Origin of the sequence: Enterovirga sp. CN4-39 (assembly GCF_049446235.1) — a bacterium.
Lineage (GTDB): Bacteria > Pseudomonadota > Alphaproteobacteria > Rhizobiales > Beijerinckiaceae > Enterovirga.
The window spans coordinates 1-23,147 of sequence record NZ_JBMSEF010000037.1 but is presented as its reverse complement, the minus strand read 5'-3'; the positions used below and the strand labels follow the sequence as shown (position 1 = coordinate 23,147).

The window sequence follows — 23,147 nt, the reverse complement described above, 5'->3', positions numbered from 1 at the left end:
GCACCCGCGTCGGGAGGACCCGAGGGCGGAGCGGCAAGCTTCAGCGGCCCGCGAACGCCAGCGGGTCGGTGCGATCGCGGCTCCGGAGGGACGGCGTGTCCTGGTCGAGCGGCTTGTGTCCGACCCCGACGCGAAACCGCGCCGGCCGCGGCGGGAAGACCGGGCAGAGCGGCCCCCTCGCCCTGACCGTCCGCCCCGGGCGGCGCGCGCGGATGATGACCGGCCTGCCAGGCCAAAGCGCCCGGCCGGCGGCGGATTCGGCCGTGATCGCGAGGAGCGGAGCGGCGCTCGCCCCTTCGGCCGTCCCGGAGGAGGACGTCCTGCCGGCGGTCCGGGCCGAAGCGGTCCGGGGGGCGGGAAACCCAGGCCAGGGGGGCGCCCGGGCGGCAAGCCCGGCGGGCCGCCCCGAGGTCGTGGACACTGAGGCGGTCTCGTGAGGATCGTCGGCGGCCGGCTGCGCGGGCGCCCGCTGGCCGGCCCGAGTTCGGACGCCATCCGCCCGACATCGGACCGCCTCCGGGAGGCGCTCTTCAACGTCCTCGCTCACGCCTATGACGACGCGGTGCGGGAGGCGCGGGTCATCGACCTGTTCGCCGGCACCGGCGCGCTCGGCATCGAGGCGGTCTCCCGCGGCGCAGCCTTCGCGCTCCTCGTCGACGACGACGCAACGGCGCGTGGCTTGATCCGGGAGAATGTCGAACGGCTCGGCCTCGGTGGGTCGACCCGCATCTTTCGACGCGACGCGACCCGGCTCGGCCCCGCCGCCCAGAACGGCTCCTTCTCGCTGCTGTTCTGCGATCCGCCCTATGGGCGGAACCTTGCCGGCCCTGCCCTCACCTCGGCCGCCGAGGGCGGCTGGCTCGAGCCTGGCGCGCTGGCGATCGTCGAGGAACGCGCCGGCGTCTTCCAGCTCCCGGCAGGTTTTACGGAGTTGGAGCGCCGTTCGGCAGGCGAAAGCGAGCTCACCTTCGCGCGGTTCAGCCGCCCTAGTTCATCCTGATTACGCTTCCTTAACTGCACCTCTTTAGCGCTCGTTAAGTACCGTCACAGTTTTCGCGACGGCTCCTCATCTTGCGCCGAGGTGCGCCCTGGACCGGACGCGACCCCATCTTCTGACGGCGACTGCCGCTGCCGCGCTCCTCGTCGCGTTGACGGGGAAGGCTGCCGCGCAGCTTCGCGGGACGGCCGGCCCCGGCGACCCGGTCGTCACGGGCAGCATGGCTCCGACCGGCAACACGGGCCTGTCCGTCCAGAACGCCGAACCCGCCATCGGAACCGTCCCGCCGATCGGGATCCGGCGGCCGAGCCGCCCTCCGCGCCCGACCACGCGCCGGTCCCGCAACCCCGTCCAGGCGCTGCCGGGCACACCGTTCCGGTCGACGCTGAACCCGCCCTCGCTCGCACCCGACGTGCAGCCGCAACTCAACGGCGTGCCCGATCCCGAGCTGGCGCTGCGGACGACCCCTCCTCCGCTGCCGAGGCGGCGCCTCGCCGAGGAGGATCCTTATGCCTCGCTCGGCATCCGGACGGGCGGCCTCACACTGTTTCCCGCAATCGAGCAGTCGATCGGCTACGACTCCAACCCGAACCGGACCCAGGACCGGAAGGGCTCCTTCGTGTCGCACACGGAAGGCGAGTTGCGCTTGCAGAGCGACTGGTCCCGGCACGAACTGTCCGGCTTCCTGCGGGGCGCCTACAACGAGTATCCGTCAGTTCCTGAAGCCAGCCGGCCCGAGGGAGCCGGCCGGATCGGCCTGCGCCTCGATCTGTTGCGCGATACGCAGATCAACGTCGAAGGGCGTTACCTGATCGACACGCAGCGGCCGGACAGCCCCGACCTCGCTTCCCCCGTGAGGACGCGCCCGCTCATCTTCAGCGAGGGCGGCACCCTCGGGGTGACGCAGCGGTTCAACCGCCTTGTCGCGTCGATCCAGGGTACGATCGATCGCACCGATTACGAGAATGCGCAGACGCCAAGCGGGATCGTGATCGACCAGAGCGACCGCAACGTCACGCAATACGGGCTCCGCGGACGGCTCGGCTACGAGGTTACGCCGGGCTTTATCCCGTTCGTCGAGGTGCTGGCGGACACGCGGGTCTACGACCAGCGGATCGATAATTCCGGCTTCGCGCGGAGCTCGGACGGGATCGGCGGCCGTGCGGGAACGACGTTCGAGATCACGCGCCTGATCACGGGCGAGATCGCGGCGGGCGCCATCGATCGCCGCTACGACGACCCGCGGCTCGGAAACCTGACGAGCCCGCTCCTCGACGCCTCGCTCGTCTGGGCCATGACGCCGCTGACGACCATCAGGGCAACGGCGTCCGCGACGGTGGACGAGACCACCGTGGCCGACGCCAGGGGGGTACAGACCCTCCGCGGCCTGGTGGAGGTGTCGCATGCGCTACGGCGCAACCTCATCCTCACCGCCGGCCTGACCGTCTCGGATTACGACTACCAGGGCGTCCCGATCGAGGAGCGGGGATACGGCGCACTTCTCCGTGCCGAGTGGAAGCTCAACCGCTCCGTCGCCATCCGGGCGAGCTACAACTGGGAGCGGCTCGAGAGCTCCATCCCCAATTCCAGCTACACGGCTAACGTCTTCCTCGTCGGCATGCGCTTCGCGCCCTGACCGGCTCAGCCCGCCCCGAAAAGCGTTCAAGCACAGGCGGCCAGCCGAATCCTTCGCACAGAGCCCGACCTCTTCGCCGAAAGGCTGATGCCCTAGTGCGACACGCCGGAGGCTTATCTCGTGGCTGCGCCACTTGCCTGGCCGCCATCGCGGCCTGTGCGTCGCGATCTGCTTGACCCGTTCCCGGCGATGAACTCCAAATGGCGTTAAGCGCCGCACGTAAGCGGCCACCTTCTGGAGGAATGGCGTGAGGGCAGCAGGGCTCCCCTGTGGCTGGGCTGGCATGGGCTGCCCGCGACGCAGGCCTCCCGGCCGCCCATGCCAGCGCCCGCCCGGCTCGGCGCGAATTCCATCGGACGCCTGAGCCGATGCAGCTCTCCGACCGCGTCAGCGGCCTCTCCATCGCGGCCCTGGGTGTCGTTGCCGCCTATGCGGGCTCGCTTCTCCCGCCGGTTCCCGGCCAGCAGGTCGGGCCGAATGTGTTTCCCCTGGTCGTAGGGATCGGGCTGGTCATCTGCGGCGTCCTCATCGCGCTTCGGATCGGCCATCGGTTCGAGGAGGAGGCGGAGGCGGCGGTCGCCGACATGGCGCCGCCCGAGCCTGCCAGGGCACGGGGTCCACTATTTGGCCTTCGGGCGCTCATCCCGCCGGCGCTTCTCATCTTCTACTGGCTGGCCGTCGAAACGCTCGGCTTCATCCTGACGGCCGGCCTCATGGTGCTCGTGCTGGCGCGCTTCCTCGGCGCAAACTGGCGCCTTGCGGTCGGGCTGGCGATCGTCGCGCCACCTTTCGTCCACCTCGCCTTCTACAAGCTCCTGCGCGTTCCGCTCGCGGCAGGGCTCGTGCCGATGCCCTGGTAGCCCCTATGGACGTGTTCATCGAAGCGGCCCGGCTCGTCATGCAGCCGGACGTGCTCCTCGCGATCCTGCTCTCGGCCATCTATGGCCTTGTCGTCGGCGCCCTTCCCGGGCTCTCGGCCACGATGGCGACGGCCCTCCTCGTGCCGATCACCTTCTATCTCTCCCCCATCGCGGCCATCGCGACCATCATCACGGCCTCCGCGATGGCCATCTTCTCCGGCGACATCCCCGGATGCCTCCTCAGGATACCGGGCACGCCGGCTTCCGCCGCCTATACGGACGAAGCCTATGCGATGACCCGCAAGGGCGAGGCGGAAACGGCGCTCGGGATCTGCCTCTGGTTCAGCGCCATCGGCGGGATCGTCGGCACAGCGTCGCTGGTCGTCACGGCGCCGATCCTGGCGGAATTCGCGCTCGGCTTCTCGACCTTCGAATATTTCTGGCTTGCGGCCCTCGGCCTCATGTGCGCGACCCTCGTCGCCCGATCCTCGCCTGTGAAGGCGATCGCGGCCATGCTGCTCGGCCTGCTGATTTCCTGCATCGGCATGGAAAATCCTGCCGGCCTCCCTCGCTTCACCTTCGGCAGCACCGACCTGCTCAGCGGCGTCGAGCCGATCCCGGCGCTCGTCGGCGTCTTTGCCGTCTCCGAGGTGATGCGCGCCCTGATCACGGCGGATCCGCCGCCCCTGCCCCGCCGACGCTTCGGCAGCATCCTTAAAGGTCAATGGGCGCTGACCAAGCGCTACCCGCAGCAGCAGGTGCGCGGGAACATCGTCGGCATCATCATCGGCGTGCTGCCCGGGGCCGGGGCCGACATGGCGGCCTGGGTCTCCTACGCGATGTCCAAGCGGTTCTCGAAGACCCCTGAGAAGTTCGGTACCGGCCATCCGGAAGGGCTTATCGAGGCGGGTGCGAGCAACAATGCGAGCCTCGCCAGCGGCTGGGTGCCGTCGCTGCTCTTCGGGATCCCGGGCGACACGATTACGGCGATCGCGATCGGCGTCCTGTTCATGAAGGGGCTCAACCCGGGCCCGACGCTCTTCACCGAGCGCGCGTCCAGCATGTACGCGCTCTACTACATCTTCGTCATATCCAACATCATCATGATCCCGCTCGGCATCATGATGATCCGCGGATCGAGCATCATCCTGCGGGCGCCGCGCTCGGCCATCATGCCGGTGATCCTGCTCTGCTGCGCGGTCGGCAGCTTCGCGATCGGCAACAACCTCTTCGGGGTGCTCGTCGTCGCGGTCTTCGGCATGATCGGCTATGTCATGGAGCGGAACGGGTACCCGGTCGCCGCCATGGTGCTCGGAATCGTGATGGGCACGATGTTCGAGCAGAGCTTCGTGACGTCGCTGATCAAGTCCGACGGAAGCCTGATGCCGTTCTTCGAGCGGCCGGTCTCGGCGGTGCTGGCCGCCATCACGATCTGCTGCCTTGCCTGGCCGATCGCCGCGATGCTCTATCGCCGGGCCGGCGCGAGACTGGCGGGTGCCCGGGCGCCCGCCTGATCCTCGCTGGGCGTCAAGCCGCTGCGCGCCTTTCGCCTTCGTCCGCCATGTCGGCCGCAAGGACCAGCCGTATGCGGGCGCCGATCAGGAAGGTCGCCACGATGAGCGCGACCACTCCGAAGCTCCACAGCACCATCGCGCCGGGCGCCACCTCGCCGGCGAGGACTGCGCGCCCGAGGGTCCCGGTCCAGACCTGGAGGGCGATCGCCGGCAGCGTCCCGAGCACGGTGCCGGCGATGTACTGCGTGAAGGTCAGCGACGTGATCGAGAACATGTAGCTCTGCACGCTCGACGGCAGGAGCGGGCTCATCCGCAGCAGCAAGACGGCCCGGAACCCCTCCAGTTCGACGGCCCGCACGGCGGCCTGGGCCAGCCGCCTGCGCTTCAGCCTGGACCAGACGCGGGGACGAAGGAGGTGCCGGCCGACAACGAAGACCAGGGCGGCCCCAAACCCGGCCGAGACCACCGCGAGCGGCAGGCCCCACCAGCCGAAGGCGAGGCCGCAGATGATGGAGAGAAGCGGGCGCGGGACCGCCACGAGGGCCCCGAACACGAAGATGATCGCCACCGCGAGCGCCGCCGACCAGATGCCGACCTGCTCAAGGTAGAGAGTGGAGGATTCGAGGATATAGGCCGTCACGCTCGCACTCGGCCGGAAGGATCAAGCATGTCAGCGCCGGCCACGTCTCAGGATGGCGTCAGATTCCGGCATTCCTCTGACCGGGTTCGAGCGTGAACAGCTCCTGGGCCCGGCCAATGCCTCGCAGGGCATAGCGCCCGACGGACACGAACTTCTCGCGGTCCTCGGGGCGCGCCGCCTCGACGAAAGCGGAGGACATCAGGACATCGCGCTCCGCCGACCGGCACATCGTCCCGATGCGGCTGACCTCGTTGACGGCCGGGCCGATCACCGTGAAGTCGAGCCGCTCCTGCGAGCCGATATTCCCGTAATAGACCTCGCCGATATGCAGGCTGAGGTAGGGGGACGTCGTGGCAAGGCCCGCCTCCGCGCGCCGGGCATTGACCTCGACCACGCGCGTCCGCATCAGCGCTTCCGCCTTGAGGGCGCAGTTGCATGCCTCTTCGTTCCGGGCGGCCGTGAAGATGGCGAGCGTACCATCGCCGATGAGCTTCAGGACATCGCCCCCGGCCTCGTGGATGGCCGAGATGGTGGCGTCGGCATAGTCGTTGAGCAGCGGGATGACCTCGCCCGGCGACACGGAATCCGTGATGCCCGTGAAGCCGCGCAGGTCGCTGAACCAGAGCACGGCGTCCATCCGCTCGGCGACGCCCCGTTCGATGCGGCCCTGCAGCACGCGCCGGCCGGCATCGCGGCCCAGATAGGTCTCGACGAGCGTCTCGGCGATACGGGCGAGGGAGGCGCTCTTCATGGCCAGCCCCAGCGATGGGACGAGCCGCCGCAGCGCTGCGACCTCCTCCGGCCTGAAGCCGCCCGGCCGGTCAGTGAGCCAGGACGAATAGATGCAGTCCATCTCGCCGATGGTGCGGTCGGGCTTGAAACGGTCCACGAGCGCGAGCCACCCCGTGAGACCCTCGTCGAAGTACTCCTTGAGGATCGGGAAATCGTCGATGCAATCCGGCCCTAGCGCCCGATCCATGGCGGGAAGGCCGTTCTGCAGCATGTGGAAGAAGGGCGAGCGTCGCCAGCTCTCATAGGCGTCGCCGCCCTGGCCGATGCGGCCATATTCCCGCATCTCGGTCTCGTCGCTCCTGTCCCGGCGCCAGCGGAAGACGCGGCCCTCGTGCACCGGGTGGAGCGTGTCGATCGCGACGGTGGCGCGCGCGACCGGCAGGCCGGCCTCGTTCAGGAGCCGGCAGAACTTGCGCAGCAGCTCGGGCTCGGAGACGCCCGCGATCCCGGCCTGCGCGGCGAGGAGGCCGATACGGTCGAGCGCGTCCCGGTCCATCGCGGCCTCAGAGCTTGAGGAGCGCCTCTAGCTCGGCCCGGAATGGCGCGGCGAGGTCATCGCGCTCGAGCGCGTAGGCCACGTTCGCCATCAGGAACCCGAGCTTGTTGCCCGTGTCGTAGGTCCGGCCGCGATAGCGCAGGCCGAAGAAGTCCTGCTTCTCCGCCAGCCGCTTCATGGCATCGGTGAGCTGGATCTCGCCACCCGCGCCCTTCTCGTGCGCGGAGAGAATCTCGAAGATCTCGGGCTGGAGGATGTAGCGGCCGGAGATGATGAGATTGGAGGGAGCGGTTCCCTTCGGGGGCTTCTCGACCATCCCGGTGATCCGGAAGCTGTCGCCGAACTCCTCGCCCTTGGCCACGATCCCGTACTGATGCGTCTGGTCCTCGGGCACCTCCTCCACGGCCATGAGGTTGCCGCCGTGGCGCTCGTAGGCGGCGACCATCTGGCTCATGCAGCCACGGCTCAGCATGTCCGGGAGGATGACGGCGAAAGGCTCGTCGCCCACGATCTCGCGGGCGCACCAGACCGCATGGCCGAGGCCGAGCGGGGCCTGCTGGCGCGTGAAGCTGGTCTGGCCGGCCTTCGGCAGGTCGCGCTGGAGGGCCTCGAACTCCTTGGTCTTCCCGCGCTCCTTCAGGGTCGCGTCCAGTTCGTAGGCCATGTCGAAGTGATCCTCGATCACGCCCTTGTTACGGCCCGTCACGAACACGAAGTGCTCGATGCCGGCCTCCCAGGCCTCGTCCACGACGTGCTGGATCACGGGCCGGTCGACGACGGTGAGCATCTCCTTCGGCACGGATTTCGTCGCCGGCAGGAACCTCGTCCCCAGGCCCGCTACGGGCAAGACTGCTTTGCGGATGCGCTTCATGTGAAGATCGATATCCTTGGGCATATGCGGCTCGTGGACGCGGATGCAGCCACCAGCGGTCGTGTCTTGCTAACTCAATGGCTTCACGGGTTGTGAAGCGCAAGGCTGCTAACGGCCAAGGCAGATGCGGAGAGGGTGAGTTCGATGGCGGTGCTGGTCACGGGCGGGGCGGGTTACATCGGCAGCCACATGGCCCTGGCGCTGGTTGATCGCGGCGAGGACGTCGTGGTGCTCGACAACCTCTCCACGGGCTTCGAATGGGCCGTACCGCCACAGGCGAAGCTCGTGGTCGGGGACGTGGGCGACCAGGACCTCGTCGCGCGCACCATTGAAGAGCACCGGGTGGAAGCGATAACCCACTTCGCGGCCAAGATCGTGGTGCCGGAATCGGTGTCCGACCCGCTCGGCTACTACCTGAACAATACCGCAAAGTCGCGGAGCCTGATCGAGACGGCGGTTCGCTGCGGCGTCGGCCACTTCATCTTCTCGTCGACTGCGGCCGTCTATGGCGAGACATCGAGCGAGCCCGTCGGGGAAGACATGCCGAAGAACCCGATGTCGCCGTATGGGCGCTCGAAGCTGATGACCGAGTGGATGCTGGAGGATGCCGGGCGGGCGCACGACATCAACTATGTCGCCCTTCGCTACTTCAACGTCGCCGGGGCCGATCCGGCCGGCCGGAGCGGGCAATCGACGCCTGCCGCGACGCACCTGATCAAGGTCGCCGCCCAAACCGCGCTCGGCCAGCGCCCGGCGCTGGAGGTCTTCGGAACCGACTATCCGACGCGCGACGGCTCCTGCATTCGCGACTACATCCAGGTCTCCGACCTCGCCAATGCGCATCTCTCGGCGCTCGACCATCTGCGCCGCGAGGGCGACAGCCTGACGCTGAATTGCGGCTATGGCCGCGGCTATTCGGTGCTGGAGGTGATCGAGGTGATGAAGCGGGTCTCGGGGGTGGACTTCCCCGTGAAGCTGTCGCCGCGCCGCGCCGGAGATCCGGCCGCGATCGTCGCGAAGGCAGACCGCATCCGGAAGGAGCTTGGCTGGGTGCCGCAGCACGACGATCTGGAAGAGATCGTGGGCCAGGCGCTCGCCTGGGAGCGTCACCTGGCAGAGCGCGCCCCGGCCGCCTGATGGGGCGGCATGCCGGAATCCGGCTCGCGCTGGCAGCAGCGCTGGCCCTCACGGGAATGCAGGCCGCCGGCCAGCCTGCGCCGCCCCCGGCCGCAAGACCCGCGCGCAGCGAGAGCGGCACGTTCCGGCAGTTTGTCCAGGACCTCTGGCCCGACGCGAAGGCGGCCGGAATATCCCGCGGAAGCTTCGAGGAAGCCTTTCGTGGGCTCGAGCCGGACCCGAGAGTCGCGGCGCTGACCCGGAAGCAGGGGGAGTTCAGCCGGCCGATCTCGGCCTATGTCACCGGGGCGGTGTCGACGGCGCGGATCAACCAGGGCCGCGCGCTCGCGGAGCGCTGGCGTGACGCCCTCGCCCGCGTGGAGGGGGCATACGGCGTGCCCGGGGAGGTCATCCTCGCGATCTGGGCCTCTGAAAGCGGCTACGGGGCCGCGAGCGGGGATTTCGACACCATCCGGTCCCTTGCCACGCTGGCTACGGTAGGCACGCGGAAGGATTTCTTCCGAGGCGAGTTGATCGCGGCGCTCCGGATCCTGGAGGAGGACCATCTTGCGCGCGCCGAACTCAAGGGCTCGTGGGCCGGCGCGATGGGGCAGCCGCAATTCATGCCGTCGAGCTTTCTGGCCCACGCGGTCGACGGCGACGGCGACGGCCGGCGCGACATCTGGCGCTCGGTCCCGGACGTGCTCGCCTCCATCGGCCACTTCATGGCGCGATCCGGCTGGAAGGCGGATCTGCCCTGGGGCGTCGAGGTCCGGTTGCCGGAAGGCCTCGACCTTGCCGTCCACGATCGCGATCTTGCCGCTTGGGCCAAGCTCGGCGTGAGTCGCGCGGATGGCCGCGCTCTTCCACGCGCAGGCCTTGGACGCCTGTTCCTTCCGGCCGGCATCGAGGGTCCGGCCTTCATCCTCACGGACAACTGGGAAGCGATCAGGGCCTACAACACCTCGGACGCCTACGCGCTTGCCATTGGACTCCTGTCGGATCGGATCGCGGGCAGCCCTCCCCTGAGGCAGGCATGGCCAAGTACACCGGCCCTGGACGGGGATGATCGGCGCGAGGTGCATCGCCGGCTTGCGGATCTCGGGTTCTACGGGGGGCTCACCGACGGCAAGTTCGGAGCGCAGACTCGCGACGCCGTGCGGCGGTTCCAGATCTCGCGAGGCCTTCTCCCCGACGGATATGCCGACCGCGCTGTGCTCGACGCACTACGACGCTGAGTTGCAAGCCAGAAATCTGTCATCGCCGGATCCTTTGATCCCGATCAGCGGATACTACAAGCAAAGGACGCCGGGATTAATCAGGCCTTAGGCAAACTCTAAGGTTCGTCGTCCTTTTCAGCCCTGATTAATTACTTCAGCCGAGCTTCTTACCTCGAAAAAGGGGGTTCGACTGTGAGCGTCAGGCTGCGCATTTTTGGCGGGTTCTTTCTGGTTCTGCTGCTGACCGTCGGGGTCGCAGCTGTGGGCTGGCGGAGCCTCGACACGTTCTCGGGCGGGGCGGACCGGGCCGTTGTCGCCCAGACCCTTCGCGGAGATAGCAGCCGGCTGGCCCTAGCCGCCGAGCGAGCTCTGGCAAGCGGCAGGGCCAAGGACGACCCGCAGGTCCGCGCGGCGCTGGCTGACGTGCGAGCAGCCGTCGGACGAATGGGCGAGAGCTCCGATCCCGCGGTCTCGGATGCGGCGGGCCGGATGGACAAGGCTCTGGGTGCCTTCGAGGGCGGGCTCGCTCAGCTCACGCAGCGTCAGCTTTCGAAGAACCAGCTGCAGCAGGCGCACAAGGCCCTCGTGGACGAGTTCCAGGGCGTTGCCGGCGACATCGCCAAGGCTCAGGAAGAGGGCCTCGCCTCCGCGGTCAAGGACTCGGCCGCGGGAACCGCGCAGCAGGTCGCCCTCAACTCGGTGGCTGCGAGCCTGGCGCATGTGAGCCGCTCCGTCTTCCAGCTCCGCGGGGTCGAAGCGAAGATCGCCGAGGATGCCGAGCAGCGCGCCCAGGCGGAGCGCACTGCCAACCTCGCTGCGGTCCTGCTCCGCCGGATCGCGCAGACGCCGGAACTGAAGGGATCGACCGAGAAGGCGCTCGCGAGCCTGGATCTCTATCGTGAAGCCATGAAGCGTACCACGGCCGCGGGAGAACTCGAGGATCTCGGCACGGCCGGCGGCGCCCTCCAGGGCGATCTGCAGGCTATCGACGGCCAGGTGCTCAATCTCCAGAGTGCGGTCCAGGCCCGGATGGAGCAGGCGCGCGATCGCATCGCCACCGGGACGGAGCTCCTGAGCCTCAGCACGACCGCGATCGTGGCCGCCCGGACCGCACAATCGGCGGAGATCGAGCTGATCCGCACCGGGAACGAATCGGCCGCGCCCGCCATGGACGCCGCCGCTGCGACGCTCGCGAAGGCTGCGCTGGAAATCTACTACAAGGTTGACAAGTCCGGGCAGAACAAGGTCATCGAGGGGCTGCTCGGCAAGATCACCGAGTACCGCAACAGCATTCCCGAGATCCTCGACGCGAACGCCGCGGAACTCCAGCTTCGGACCGAGCTGTCCCGCTCCGTCGCCAGCGTGGCGAGCGAGGCACAGGAGGTCGCCGCGCGCGAGCTTGCAGCCATCGATCTGGCCCGGGAGAAGGCGCTCTGGCTACTCGGGGGCGGCGTGCTCTTCGCCATCGCGCTCGGGTTCGCACTGTCCATGCTGGTCGGAAGCAGCATCGTCCGTCCCGTCCAGCAGCTTGTCGAGGCCATGAAGCGCCTCGCGGCCGGCGACCACGAGGCCGAGGTGCCGGGAACGGAGCGCCGGGACGAGATCGGCGAGATGTCGAAGGCCGTGTTGACCTTCAAGGAGGCGGGCATCGAGAAGCTCCGGCTCGAGCGCGAAAGCGCCGAGAAGGCGGCCGAGATCGAGGCGGAGCGTCAGGCCAACGAGGCAGCCCGCGAGCGGCACGCCGCCGAGCAGCAGGCCGTGGTGGCGGCCGTCGCGCAGGGTCTCGAGAACCTCTCCCAGGGCGACCTCACCTACCGCCTCGAGCAACCCTTCGCGGCGGAATACGAGAAGCTGCGGACGGACTTCAACCTGGCCATGACGGAGTTGCAGCAGACGATGCAGGTCGTCGCCGGCAACGCGGAGGCGATCCGCACCGGCACGAACGAGGTGAGCAACGCCGCGGATGACCTCTCGCGGCGCACGGAGCAGCAGGCCGCCTCGCTCGAGGAGACCGCCGCAGCCCTGGACGAGATCACCGCAACCGTGCGGAAGACCGCCGAAGGCGCCGGCCACGCGCGAGACGTCGTCGTGAGCGCGAGCGGCGACGCTGAGCGGTCGGGCTCCATCGTCCGGGAGGCGGTTGCCGCCATGGGCGAGATCGAGCGCTCGGCGAGGGAAATCTCGCAGATCATCGGCGTCATCGACGAGATCGCCTTCCAGACGAGTCTCTTGGCCCTCAATGCGGGCGTCGAGGCGGCGCGCGCGGGCGAAGCCGGTCGTGGCTTCGCGGTGGTCGCCTCGGAGGTCCGCGCGCTGGCCCAGCGCTCGGCCGACGCGGCCAAGCAGATCAAGGCGCTCATTTCGAGCTCGGGCGCGCAGGTCTCGACGGGCGTCCAGCTCGTCGGCGAAACGGGAAAGAGCCTGGAGCGGATCGTGGCTCAGGTAGCCGAGATCAACGGCATCGTCGGCGAGATCGCCGCCTCGGCGCGCGAGCAGTCGACCGGCCTCGCCGAGGTCAACTCGGCCGTGAACCAGATGGACCAGGTGACGCAGCAGAATGCCGCCATGGTGGAGCAATCCACCGCGGCGAGCCACGCCCTCGCCCGCGAGGTGGAGGAACTGGCCCGGCTGATCGGCAGGTTCCGGACCGGCGCGTCGGAGCCGGAACAAGCGACGGTGCGCCCGGCGGCCGGCCCCAGCCATTCGGGAAAGCGGAGCGGCAAGCCGCTGATGCTGGTTCAGGGCAACACGGCCCTGAACCTCGAACCCTCGAACGACGAGGACTGGGAGGAGTTCTAAGCTCCTCCCGACGTCTCAGGCGGGAAGGACGCTGGCGCCCATGAGCGCCTCGTCGATCGCGCGGGCCGCCTGGCGGCCCTCGCGGATGGCCCAGACCACGAGTGACTGGCCGCGGCGCAGGTCGCCCGCCACCCAGACCTTCTCCCGCGAGGTGCGGTAGTCACGGTCGTTCGCCAGCACGTTGCCCCGGCGGTCGCGATCCACCGCCGCTTCGGCGAGGAGGCCCTCCTCCTTCGGTCCCGCGAACCCAATCGCCAGGAAGACGAGGTCGGCCGGCAGCACGAACTCGCTGCCGGGAATGGGCTGCCGCTTCTCGTCCACGCGGGCGCAGACCACGCCCGTGACGCGGCCCTTCTTGCCCTCGACACGAAGCGTCGCCGCCTGGAACTCGCGCTCGGCCCCCTCCGCCTGGCTCGAGGAGGTGCGCATCTTGGTCGGCCAATACGGCCACACGGTCAGCTTGTCCTCGCGCTCCGGCGGCTTCATGCGGATGTCGAGCTGGGTCACGGAGAGCGCGCCCTGCCGGAACGAGGTGCCGACGCAATCGGACGCCGTATCGCCGCCGCCGATGACGACGACGTGCTTGCCGGCCGCATAGATCGGCTCCTCCTCGCTCACGTCCTCGCCGCCGACCCGGCGGTTCTGCTGCACCAGGAACGGCATGGCGAAGTGGACGCCCTGGAGATCCTGTCCGGGCAGCTGCGGATCGCGGGGCGCCTCGGCACCACCGGCGAGCAGCACGGCGTCGAACTCTGCTTCCAAAGAGGCGAGCGTACGGGTCACGCCGACATCCACCCCGAAATGGAACACGACCCCCTCGGCCCGCATCTGCGCCACCCGGCGCTCGACGTGGTGCTTCTCCATCTTGAAGTCGGGGATGCCATAGCGAAGCAGGCCGCCGGCGCTCGGCTCGCGCTCGAAGACGTGGACGTCGTGCCCGACCCGGGCAAGCTGCTGTGCGGCGGCGAGGCCCGCCGGGCCTGACCCGATGACGGCGACGCGCTTACCGGTCTTGGTCTCGGCCGGCTCCGGCTTGATCCAGCCGCTCTCCCAGGCCTTGTCGGCGATGGCCTGCTCGATCGTCTTGATCGTAACGGGCTGGTTCTCGAGGTTCAGCGTGCAGGCTTCCTCGCAGGGCGCTGGGCAGATGCGGCCGGTGAATTCGGGGAAGTTGTTGGTCGAGTGCAGGTTGCGATGCGCCTCGTACCAGTCGTCCTGGAAGACGAGGTCGTTCCAGTCCGGTATCTGGTTGTGCACCGGGCAGCCCGTCGGGCCGTGACAGAACGGAATGCCGCAATCCATGCACCGCGCCGCCTGCTTGCGCAGGTCGCCGTCGTCGAGCGGGAGCGTGAACTCGCGGAAATGGCGCACGCGCTCGCCGGCGAGCTGATACTTCTGCTCCTGCCGGTCGTATTCGAGAAACCCTGTGACCTTGCCCATGGCTTGTCTTTCAACGTCATGGTCGAGCTCGGCTCGGCCATCTCGGGACGAATGCGGCGCCCTCACCGCCCAATCTTGATGGAGATCCCCGCGCCGCGCTGCCGCTCGGCCGGGGATGACGCGGCCTTATCCGCCGCGTCCCGTCACTCCGCCGCCTGCAGCATCCGGCCACGCTCCATCTCGCGGATGGCGCGGCGGTACTCGACGGGCATGACCTTGACGAACTTGGTCCGGTACTCGGCCCAGTTGTCCAGGATCTCCCTCGCCCGCGCCGAGTCCGTGTACGCGAGGTGGTTCTTGAGGAGCGATGTCAGCCGCTCCTCGTCGCCGCGGGACATGTCCGCCAGGATGTCGATCCGGCCCTTCGTCTCGAGATCGCCGGCCTGGTGGAAGCGCTGCATCAGGTCTTCCTCCTCCTCGACGGGCTCGAGGTCGACCATGGAGAGGTTGCAGCGCTTGGCGAAGGTGCCGTCCTCGTCGAGGACATAGGCGATGCCTCCGGACATGCCGGCCGCGAAGTTGCGCCCGGTCTGTCCGATGACGACCACCACGCCGCCCGTCATGTACTCGCAGCCGTGGTCGCCCGTGCCTTCGACGACCGCGATCGCGCCCGAGTTGCGCACCGCGAAGCGCTCGCCCGCGACGCCGCGGAAATAGCACTCGCCCGCGATCGCCCCGTAGAGCACCGTGTTGCCCACGATGATCGAGCGCTCGGCGACGGACTTCGTCTCCTGCGGCGGACGGATGACGAGCTTGCCGCCGGACAGGCCCTTTCCGACGTAATCGTTCGCCTCGCCCTCGAGCGAAAGCGTGACGCCCGCCGCGAGCCAGGCGCCGAAGCTCTGGCCGGCGGTGCCGCGCAGCTTCACGGTGATGGTGTCGTCCGGCAGGCCGGCATGGCCGTGGGCCTTGGCGACCTCGCCCGAGAGCATGGCGCCGACGGTGCGGTCCACGTTCCCGACTTTCGCGTCGATCGTAACGGCCTCTCCGCCCTCGATGGCGGCGCGCGCCTTTCCGATCAGTTCCAGGTCGAGGACCTTATCGATCGGGTGGTGCTGCCGCTCGACATGCCGGATCGCGATCTCCGGCCCGACCTCGGGCTTGTGGAAGACCCGGGACAGATCGAGCCCGCTCGCCTTCCAATGGTGGATCGCCTTTTCCTGATCGAGGAAGTCGGATCGGCCCACGAGCTCGTCCACGGACGCGATGCCGAGCGAAGCCATCATCTCGCGCACCTCCTCGGCCACGAAGAACATGTAGTTCACCACATGCTCCGGCTGGCCCTTGAAGCGCTTGCGCAGCACCGGGTCCTGTGTGGCCACGCCCACCGGGCAGGTGTTCAGGTGGCACTTGCGCATCATGATGCAGCCCGCGGCGATCAGCGGCGCGGTCGAGAACCCGACCTCGTCGGCCCCGAGCAGGAAGGCGATCAGGACGTCGCGGCCAGTGCGGATTCCGCCATCCGCCTGTAGGGCGACGCGGCCGCGCAGCTTGTTGAGCACGAGCGTCTGCTGGGTCTCGGCAAGGCCCATCTCCCAGGGCGACCCCGCATGCTTGATGGAGGTGAGGGGCGCCGCGCCCGTACCGCCCTCGTAGCCCGACACCGTGATGTGGTCCGCACGCGCCTTGGCGACGCCCGCCGCGACGGTGCCGACGCCAACCTCGGAGACGAGTTTCACCGACACGTCCGCGCCGGGGTTCACGTTCTTCAGGTCGAAGATCAGCTGCGCCAGATCCTCTATCGAGTAGATGTCGTGGTGTGGCGGCGGCGATATCAGGCCAACGCCCGGCGTCGAGTGCCGGACCTTCGCGATCTTCGCGTCCACCTTGTGGCCCGGAAGCTGGCCGCCCTCCCCGGGCTTCGCACCCTGAGCGACCTTGATCTGCATCATGTCCGAGTTGACGAGATACTCGGTGGTCACGCCGAAACGTCCGGACGCGATCTGCTTGATGGCGGAGCGCTTGGAGCGGCCGTCCGGCAGCCTGCGGAAGCGCTCGGGCAGCTCGCCGCCCTCACCCGTGTTCGACTTGCCGCCGATCTGGTTCATGGCGAGCGCGAGCGTCTCGTGGGCCTCCTTCGAGATCGACCCGTAGGACATTGCGCCGGTGGAGAAGCGCTTCACGATGGAGGCGGCGGCCTCGACCTGGTCCAGGGGGATCGGCTTGCGGCCGATCTCCTCCGCGCCCCTGATGCGGAAGAGGCCCCGCACGGTGCGAAGCTGGTTCTCGCCCTCGTTCACGAGGCGCGCGAACTCGCGATAGCGCTCCTCGGCGTTCAGGCGAACAGCGTGCTGGAGCGTCGCCACCGTGTCGGGGCTCCAGACATGCGCCTCGCCGCGCAAGCGGTAGGCGTAGTCGCCGCCGATATCGAGCGCATTGCGGAGCACCGGCGCGTCGCCGAAGGCGTCGCGGTGGCGGCGGACCGTCTCTTCGGCGATCTCTGCGAGCCCGACGCCCTCGATGGTGCTGGCCGTTCCGAAGAAATACTTCTCGATGAGGTCCGACCGAAGCCCGACAGCGTCGAAGATCTGCGCGCCGCAATAGGACTGGTAGGTCGAGATGCCCATCTTCGACATAACCTTCAGCAGGCCTTTGTCGATCGACTTGATGTAGCGGTAGATGATCTCCTTCTCGTCGACCTCCTCAGGGAGATCCTCCTTCATGCCGAGAAGCGTCTCGAAGGCGAGATAGGGGTTGATGGCCTCAGCGCCATAGCCGGCCAGGCAGGCGAAATGGTGCACCTCGCGCGGCTCGCCCGTCTCGAGCACGAGCCCGACCGAGGTGCGCTGGCCACGCCGGATCAGGTGATGGTGGACGGCCGCCGTCGCGAGCAGCGCCGGCAGAGGAATGCGATCCGGCCCAACGCCACGGTCGGACAGCACGATGATGTTGTAGCCGCCATTGACGGCCGCCTCCGCGCGATCGCAGAGCCGCTCGAGCGCGCCCTCGAGCCCGGCTGCGCCGAGCTCGGCCGGGTAGGTCATGTCGAGCGTCTTCGTGTCGAAGCGGTCCTCGAAATGGCCGATGGACCTGATCTTCTCCAGATCCTCGTTCGTGAGGATCGGCTGCCGCACCTCGAGCCGCTTGCGGCGGGACGTTCCCTCCAGGTCGAGGATGTTCGGCCGCGGCCCGATGAAGGACACGAGGCTCATCACGAGTTCCTCGCGGATCGGGTCGATCGGCGGGTTCGTGACCTGGGCGAAGTTCTGCTTGAAGTAGGTGTAGAGAAGCTTCGACTTCTGCGACAAGGCCGAGATCGGCGTGTCGTTGCCCATGGAGCCGACGGCTTCCTGGCCGGTGACGGCCATCGGGGCCATCAGCAGCTTCAGGTCCTCGCTCGTGTAGCCGAAGGCCTGCTGGCGATCGAGCAGCGAGACGTCCGTGCGAGGCTGGCGCGGCTCGACCTTGCGGAGATCCTCCAGCACGATCTGGGTGCGCTTCAGCCATTCCTTGTAGGGATTGGCGGTCGCGAGTTCGCGCTTGATCTCCTCGTCCTCGACGATGCGGCCCTGCTCCAGGTCGATCAGCAGCATGCGGCCCGGCTGCAGCCGCCACTTCTGGACGATCTTCTCCTCGGGGATGGGCAGGACGCCTGCTTCGGAGGCGAGCACGACCAGACCATCGTCGGTGACGAGGAAGCGGGCGGGGCGCAAGCCGTTGCGGTCGAGCGTCGCGCCGATCTGGAGGCCGTCCGTGAAAACGATGGCGGCCGGGCCGTCCCAGGGCTCCATCAGGGCGGCGTGATACTCGTAGAAGGCGCGCCGGTCCTCGTCCATGAGCGGGTTGCCCGCCCAGGCCTCCGGCACGAGCATCATCATGGCGTGCGCCAGCGAGTAGCCGCCCCGGAGGAGGAATTCGAGGGCGTTATCGAAACAGGCCGTGTCCGACTGGCCTTCATAGGAGATCGGCCAGAGCTTCGAGATGTCGTTGCCGAAGAGCTCGGAATCGACCGAGGCCTGCCGCGCCGCCATCCAGTTCACGTTGCCGCGCAGCGTGTTGATTTCGCCGTTATGCGCGACGAACCGGTAGGGATGCGCGAGGCGCCAGGATGGGAAGGTGTTGGTGGCGAAGCGCTGGTGGACGAGCGCGATCGCGCTCTCGAAACGAGGATCCTCGAGGTCCTTGTAGTAGCGCCCGAGTTGGGTGACGAGGACCATGCCCTTGTAGACGATGGTCCGGGCCGACAGGCAGACGGGATAGAACTTGGCGAGCGCCGCATCCTGCCGCGTGTAGACGGCGTTCGAGATGACCTTGCGCAGGATAAAGAGCTGGCGCTCGAAGGTCTCGCCATCCTCGATCGGCTTGGGGGAACCGATGAATATCTGGCGGTGCCGGGGCTCCGTGGCGGCGACGGACGGGCTGAGATCCTCCGACCGGACCGGGACGTCGCGCCAACCGAGCAGCGTCAGACCTTCGCTTTCGACGGCCGCCGTGACGATCTCCTCCACCGCCCGGAAGGCTTCCGGATCACGCGGCATGAAGAAGTGCCCGATGCCGTAATGCCCGGCTTCCGGCAGCCCGAGGCCGAGTTCGGCGCATTCCTCGGCGAAGAAGCGATGCGGGATCTGGACGAGGATGCCGCAGCCGTCGCCCATGGTCGGGTCGCCGCCGACGGCGCCCCGATGGTCGAGGTTCAGGAGAATCTGCAGGCCCTGCTGGACGATCGCGTGGCTCTGGCGGTTCTTCATGTCGGCGATGAAGCCGACGCCGCAGGAATCCCGCTCGGTCGAGGGATCGTAAAGCCCCTCGGCTTTGGGCATGGCGGGATCGCGGACGATGAGCGGCGCCGGGAGGCGCCCTGCTCGCGTTTCCAGATCCTCACTGCCGTTCAGATGCGCGCCCATACCGTTTCCTGCATCCGTTTGCCGAATGGCAACACACAGACCCCAGCGGCGGTCCGCCCGAATGCAAGAAAACTGCCCGGACGTTACGCTGCCTGTTCCAACTGGGCGGCCGCGTCCCGTCTCGCGCCCGCTCCCGCGGGCGTCTCGCCGGCTCTCTAGCCCGCGCGCACCCGCACAGCCCGCTTGGCGCGGGCACCGATCACGTCTCGTTTTATTGTTACGATGCGTGTCACGGGACGAAAGCCTTGGCGGCCGAAGCCGAGGTTTGGGACAGCACCGCTGTCCTAGTTTTGAACGTGACAGATTTGAAACCCGAGCACAAGCGGAAGCATTGACACTGCCGCGTCTTGCGGGGCTGCCATGCGCAACCGCTTTTTCCGGTCAGGGTTGCTGCAACGCCGCCACGACGAGAGCCTGGATCTGGCCCTCGATCGGCCCGTCCCCGAACCGCTCGCGAAGCGCCTCGGCCGCATGGGCGGTCGCGACCGGCAGACCCGACGGATCCCGGGCTTCGATCTCGGCCCGCAGCGGCGTCCCCTGGCAGAACGCGACGGCCACCTCCTCGGCCGAGCCGGCCCGCGAGATGGCCGTGACTGTGCTGATCGAGACCCGGTCGAAACCCGCCTCCTGCAGATCCGCCCGGATCCGCCCGGCGTCATGGTAGCCGTGCGGAACCCTGGCCATGAAGTCGGGCGGGTTGTGCGGGAACAGCTCCGCGATCGCGGGTGCCACGGTGGCCGGAAAGCCGTTCTCCGAGATCCTGTCCCAGGCATTGAACAGGAACAGGCCACCCGGCCGGAGCACGCGCAGCGCCTCCCGATAGCCGCGGATCCGGTCAGGGAAGAACATCACGCCGAATTGGCAGACCACCGCGTCGAACGCGCCATCCTCAAACGGGAGATCGAGCGCATCGGCTTGCCGCCAGGCGACGCGGCCGTCCCAGGCATGCGCCGAGCGCGCCTGGTGCAGCATGCCCTCGTTGAGATCCGTCGCCACGATCTCCGCCTCAGGCAGCTTCGCGGCGATCGCGCGTGTAACGGCGCCCGTTCCCGCGGCCGTCTCGAGAACTTTCCGCGGACCCGCGGCCGCGAGCCGCAACGCCAGGTCGGCTGCGAAAGGCTCGAAGAGCATGGGGACGAGGAGACGGTCATAGGTCTCCGGGATCGCTCCCGCGAAGACCACATCGGTCGTTGCCATCGGGGTGCTCCGGCACGGCTGCGACCCGGCGAGGCTAGCCCCCGCGGCGGTTCACTCACAAGCGGTGCGGCCGCCGGAGAGCCTAAGCTAGCGCCACGCAGCCCCGATCTTTCGGGCTACCTCCGCGTGGGTCTCGTTGAGGCGGGCGGAGTTCGCCTTCGATCCGGTGATGTAGCAAGCGACCAGGACCGGGGTGCCGTCCGGCCGGATCGCGACGGCGACGTCATTGGCCGTCCCGTTCTCGCCGGACCCCGTCTTGTCCCCGGCCGCCCAATCCTTCGGGAAGCCGGCGCGCAGCCGCGCCTTTCCCGTCTCGCTCGCCCGCATCCAGCGTAGGAGGCGCTCCCGGGAATGAGGAGCAAGCGCATCCCCGACCAGCAGCTGGCGCATCGTCTCCAGCATCGCCGAGGGAGTCGTGGTATCCCGCGGGTCGCCGGGCCCGGCCTCGTTCAGGGCCGGCTCGATCCGGTCGAGCCTGGTCATGTCGTCACCGAGCGACCGCGCGAAGCCCGTCAGGGCCTGCGGCCCGCCGAAACTCGCCAGAAGGAGGTTGCCGGCGGTGTTGTCGCTGATCACGACGGCGGCCTCGCACAGTTCGGCGAGCGACATTCCCTGCCCATGCGTGCGGTCCTTGGTCACCGGCGAATAGGTGACGAGGTCCTCGGGGCTGAACAGGACGCGCCGCTCCAGGTCCTCGTCGCCCCGATCGACCCGCGCGAGCACGAAGGCGGCCGCCAGCATCTTGAAGGTGCTGGTCATCGGGAAGCGTTCGTCGCCGCGGTAGGCAATCCTCTGCTTCGTGGCACCATCCAGGGCCGCCACGCCGACGCGCGCCCCGAGCTTCGCCTCGACGGCAGCGATCTCGGCGGACGGATCCCGCGCCGAGGCGGCCCGGGCACAATCGAAGCCACCAAGGCTGGTTGCCGCCAGGGCGCTCGCCTGCAGCAGGAAGCGGCGCGTTGGGCTGGGTTGCATGAGGCTGTTCCCGCGAAACAGAGCCCTGCCTTATAAGGCCGCCCTGCCCCGACCTCTATCCAGGACGCCCCCGTGCCCTCTCTCAACTTCGCCAGCGACAACATCGCGGGAGCGAGCCAGCCGGTGCTCGACGCGATCGTGGCTGCCAATGCGGGGCCGATGCCGGCCTATGGCGCTGATCCGATCACGACGGGGCTCACCACCCGGTTCTCGGAGCTGTTCGAGCGCGAGGTCGAGGTGGTGCTGGTAGCGACGGGAACGGCCGCCAACGCACTCGCGCTCGCCTCCGTCCTGTCTCCCTGGGGATTGTGCCTCTGCCACGAGGAGGCGCACATCATCGACGACGAATGCGGCGCGCCGGAATTCTTCACCGCCGGCGCCAAGCTTCTCGGGCTGCAGGGAAACGGCGCGAAGATCGATCCCCGCTCCGTCGCGGAGGCTGTCGACCGGCTGCCCCGGCACGAGAAGCAGATGCCGGCCGAGCTCGTCTCGATCTCGCAGGCGACGGAATGCGGCCTCGTCTACGGCATCGAGGAGATCGCCGCGCTGGGCGAGGTCGCCCATGCCCGCGGGGTCAAGCTCCACATGGACGGGGCCCGCTTCGCCAACGCGCTGGTACGGCTCGGCTGCTCGCCTGCTGACATGACCTGGCGGTCCGGCGTGGACATCCTGTCCTTCGGCGGCACGAAGAACGGCTGCCTCGCGGCGGAGGCCGTGATCGTGTTCGATCCCGACCTAGCCGGGACGCTGCGCCGCCGCCGCAAGCGGTCCGGCCACACCCTGTCGAAGGGGCGGCTTCTCTCGGCACAGTTCGAGGGCTACCTCGCCGGCGGGCATTGGCTCGACAATGCCCGGCACGCCAACGCGATGGCGGAACGTCTCGCCGCGGGGGTCAAGGCGCTGCCGGGCGCCCGGCTCGCCTGGCCGACCGAGGCGAACGAGGTGTTCGCCATCCTGCCGCGCGGCATCGACGAGGCGCTTCGGCGCGCGGGCGCCGTCTACCATCCCTGGTCCGACAGGAGCCTGCCGGCCGGCGAGGCGCTCGGGCCGGACGAGGTGCTGGTCAGGCTCGTGACCGCGTTCACCACGACGCAAGATTCCGTTGACGGGTTCCTGAACGCGGCGCGCTCCGGCGCGTAACAGAATGGCAAGCTTACCGAAATGTAAGCTCCCCGCCGCAGCGACGCCCCATTCGGGCCCGACATTCGCGGCCTCGTCTGGGAAAAGGCAGAATGCTTAACCTGAAGTCCATCCTCGTGGCCGGCGCTGCCATCGCCGGGCTCGCGGGGCCTGCGGCGGCGCAATGGTACGGCGGAACCTACAGCTACAACGTGCCCCCGCCGGCTTACGGCTACGGCTCGCCGGAATACCGGCGTCCGCTGCCCCGCGACCTCATCGTGGAGCGGCTGGAGGATCGCGGCTTCGATGATGTCGGCCGGCCCCGTTTCGACGGCTCCGTCTATGTCGTGGAAGCGACCGATCGGCGCGGAGGAGCGGTCCGGCTCGAAGTCGACGCGTTCGACGGGCTGATCCTGAGGCAGACGCCCCTGACGATCGCCCGCCTCGAGCCGCTCGACGACGATTTCGGTCTCGACGGCTACGCCGCCCCGCGCCGCGGCTACGCGCCGCCGGAGATGCCGGACGCCCCGCGCTACAGGGATCTGGAGCCGCTTCCGGGCCGGCAGGCTGCACGCCCGGCCGAGCCGACATTCGACGCACCAGCGCCCCGTGCGCCGCGCCCTGCCGATCC

Annotated in this window: 16 protein-coding genes and 1 pseudogene; 10 read left to right on the top strand and 7 right to left on the bottom strand. The window is 68.5% G+C overall.

Translation table 11 applies throughout. From position 1 onward, the window contains the following. From ACO2SS_RS28000 to ACO2SS_RS27980, 5 genes are all read left to right on the top strand, one after another. Positions 1-437 (top strand): hypothetical protein (locus tag ACO2SS_RS28000; protein ID WP_423281152.1); only part of this gene is annotated, 437 nt, incomplete at its 5' end. Beyond that, the gene (rsmD, locus tag ACO2SS_RS27995) at positions 434-1,000 is read left to right on the top strand and encodes a 16S rRNA (guanine(966)-N(2))-methyltransferase RsmD (RefSeq protein ID WP_423281151.1); all 567 of its coding nucleotides are present in this window, start codon (positions 434-436) and stop codon (positions 998-1,000) included. The genes ACO2SS_RS28000 and rsmD, both read left to right, overlap by 4 nt. A 148-nt stretch (positions 1,001-1,148) precedes the next feature. Then, entirely contained in the window at positions 1,149-2,633 is a 1,485-nt protein-coding gene (locus ACO2SS_RS27990; protein WP_423281150.1) for an outer membrane beta-barrel protein, read from the top strand. Positions 2,634-3,001: 368 nt separating this feature from the next. Beyond that, a complete protein-coding gene (locus ACO2SS_RS27985; protein ID WP_423281149.1) occupies positions 3,002-3,493 on the top strand; it encodes a tripartite tricarboxylate transporter TctB family protein in 492 nt (163 codons plus the stop codon). 38 nt (positions 3,494-3,531) lie between these two features. Next, positions 3,532-5,007, top strand: coding sequence for a tripartite tricarboxylate transporter permease (locus ACO2SS_RS27980; protein WP_423281155.1), 1,476 nt, complete (start codon positions 3,532-3,534; stop codon positions 5,005-5,007). A gap of 13 nt (positions 5,008-5,020) precedes the next feature. Here the strand turns inward: ACO2SS_RS27980 and ACO2SS_RS27975 are convergent, their stop codons facing one another. The 3 genes from ACO2SS_RS27975 to galU are packed head-to-tail and all read right to left on the bottom strand — an operon-like array spanning position 5,021 to position 7,806. Then, positions 5,021-5,647: a TVP38/TMEM64 family protein gene (locus ACO2SS_RS27975; RefSeq protein ID WP_423281148.1), complete on the bottom strand. Its 627-nt coding sequence runs from the start codon at positions 5,645-5,647 to the stop codon at positions 5,021-5,023. A gap of 58 nt (positions 5,648-5,705) precedes the next feature. After that, positions 5,706-6,935: an adenylate/guanylate cyclase domain-containing protein gene (locus ACO2SS_RS27970; protein ID WP_423281147.1), complete on the bottom strand. Its 1,230-nt coding sequence runs from the start codon at positions 6,933-6,935 to the stop codon at positions 5,706-5,708. 7 nt (positions 6,936-6,942) lie between these two features. Then, positions 6,943-7,806, bottom strand: coding sequence for a UTP--glucose-1-phosphate uridylyltransferase GalU (gene galU / locus ACO2SS_RS27965; RefSeq protein WP_423281154.1), 864 nt, complete (start codon positions 7,804-7,806; stop codon positions 6,943-6,945). Positions 7,807-7,950: 144 nt separating this feature from the next. On the opposite strand from galU, the gene galE reads away from it, so the two are divergent. The 3 genes from galE (at position 7,951) to ACO2SS_RS27950 (ending at position 12,941) form a co-directional block, all read left to right on the top strand. Beyond that, entirely contained in the window at positions 7,951-8,943 is a 993-nt protein-coding gene (gene galE / locus ACO2SS_RS27960; RefSeq protein ID WP_423281153.1) for a UDP-glucose 4-epimerase GalE, read from the top strand. Further along, positions 8,943-10,160 (top strand): lytic murein transglycosylase, encoded by a 1,218-nt coding sequence (locus ACO2SS_RS27955; protein ID WP_423281146.1) that lies wholly within the window; start codon positions 8,943-8,945, stop codon positions 10,158-10,160. The genes galE and ACO2SS_RS27955 overlap by 1 nt, the downstream gene beginning before the upstream one ends. Positions 10,161-10,334: 174 nt before the next feature. After that, positions 10,335-12,941: a methyl-accepting chemotaxis protein gene (locus ACO2SS_RS27950; protein ID WP_423281145.1), complete on the top strand. Its 2,607-nt coding sequence runs from the start codon at positions 10,335-10,337 to the stop codon at positions 12,939-12,941. Between the two features lie 15 nt (positions 12,942-12,956). Here ACO2SS_RS27950 and ACO2SS_RS27945 read toward each other — a convergent pair whose 3' ends face one another. The 4 genes from ACO2SS_RS27945 to bla form a co-directional block, all read right to left on the bottom strand. Beyond that, positions 12,957-14,381: a glutamate synthase subunit beta gene (locus ACO2SS_RS27945; RefSeq protein WP_423281144.1), complete on the bottom strand. Its 1,425-nt coding sequence runs from the start codon at positions 14,379-14,381 to the stop codon at positions 12,957-12,959. A 143-nt stretch (positions 14,382-14,524) separates the two neighbouring features. Further along, positions 14,525-19,225 (bottom strand): glutamate synthase large subunit, encoded by a 4,701-nt coding sequence (gene gltB / locus ACO2SS_RS27940; RefSeq protein ID WP_423281143.1) that lies wholly within the window; start codon positions 19,223-19,225, stop codon positions 14,525-14,527. A gap of 381 nt (positions 19,226-19,606) precedes the next feature. Next, positions 19,607-20,422 carry a class I SAM-dependent methyltransferase gene (locus tag ACO2SS_RS27935; protein WP_423281142.1) on the bottom strand — a complete coding sequence of 272 codons (816 nt, stop codon included), beginning with the start codon at positions 20,420-20,422 and terminating at the stop codon, positions 19,607-19,609. An 87-nt stretch (positions 20,423-20,509) separates the two neighbouring features. Next, complete coding sequence (gene bla / locus ACO2SS_RS27930; protein WP_423281141.1) at positions 20,510-21,397, bottom strand: class A beta-lactamase; 888 nt, start codon at positions 21,395-21,397, stop codon at positions 20,510-20,512. Positions 21,398-21,469: 72 nt separating this feature from the next. On the opposite strand from bla, the gene ACO2SS_RS27925 reads away from it, so the two are divergent. Continuing rightward, the gene (locus ACO2SS_RS27925; RefSeq protein ID WP_423281140.1) at positions 21,470-22,537 is read left to right on the top strand and encodes a threonine aldolase family protein; all 1,068 of its coding nucleotides are present in this window, start codon (positions 21,470-21,472) and stop codon (positions 22,535-22,537) included. 92 nt (positions 22,538-22,629) lie between these two features. Further along, positions 22,630-23,147, top strand: a pseudogene (locus tag ACO2SS_RS27920) (hypothetical protein); the annotation flags it as partial.

Bases quoted from the DNA above. Each gene is read 5' to 3' on its own strand.
- ACO2SS_RS27985 (WP_423281149.1), top strand. From the start codon at position 3,002: ATGCAGCTCTCCGACCGCGTCAGCGGCCTCTCCATCGCGGCCCTGGGT.
- ACO2SS_RS27980 (WP_423281155.1), top strand. From the start codon at position 3,532: ATGCAGCCGGACGTGCTCCTCGCGATCCTGCTCTCGGCCATCTATGGC.
- ACO2SS_RS27970 (WP_423281147.1), bottom strand. From the start codon at position 6,935: ATGGACCGGGACGCGCTCGACCGTATCGGCCTCCTCGCCGCGCAGGCC.
- galU (WP_423281154.1), bottom strand. From the start codon at position 7,806: ATGAAGCGCATCCGCAAAGCAGTCTTGCCCGTAGCGGGCCTGGGGACG.
- galE (WP_423281153.1), top strand. From the start codon at position 7,951: ATGGCGGTGCTGGTCACGGGCGGGGCGGGTTACATCGGCAGCCACATG.
- ACO2SS_RS27955 (WP_423281146.1), top strand. From the start codon at position 8,943: ATGGGGCGGCATGCCGGAATCCGGCTCGCGCTGGCAGCAGCGCTGGCC.
- ACO2SS_RS27945 (WP_423281144.1), bottom strand. From the start codon at position 14,381: ATGGGCAAGGTCACAGGGTTTCTCGAATACGACCGGCAGGAGCAGAAG.
- gltB (WP_423281143.1), bottom strand. From the start codon at position 19,225: ATGGGCGCGCATCTGAACGGCAGTGAGGATCTGGAAACGCGAGCAGGG.
- ACO2SS_RS27935 (WP_423281142.1), bottom strand. From the start codon at position 20,422: ATGGCAACGACCGATGTGGTCTTCGCGGGAGCGATCCCGGAGACCTAT.
- bla (WP_423281141.1), bottom strand. From the start codon at position 21,397: ATGCAACCCAGCCCAACGCGCCGCTTCCTGCTGCAGGCGAGCGCCCTG.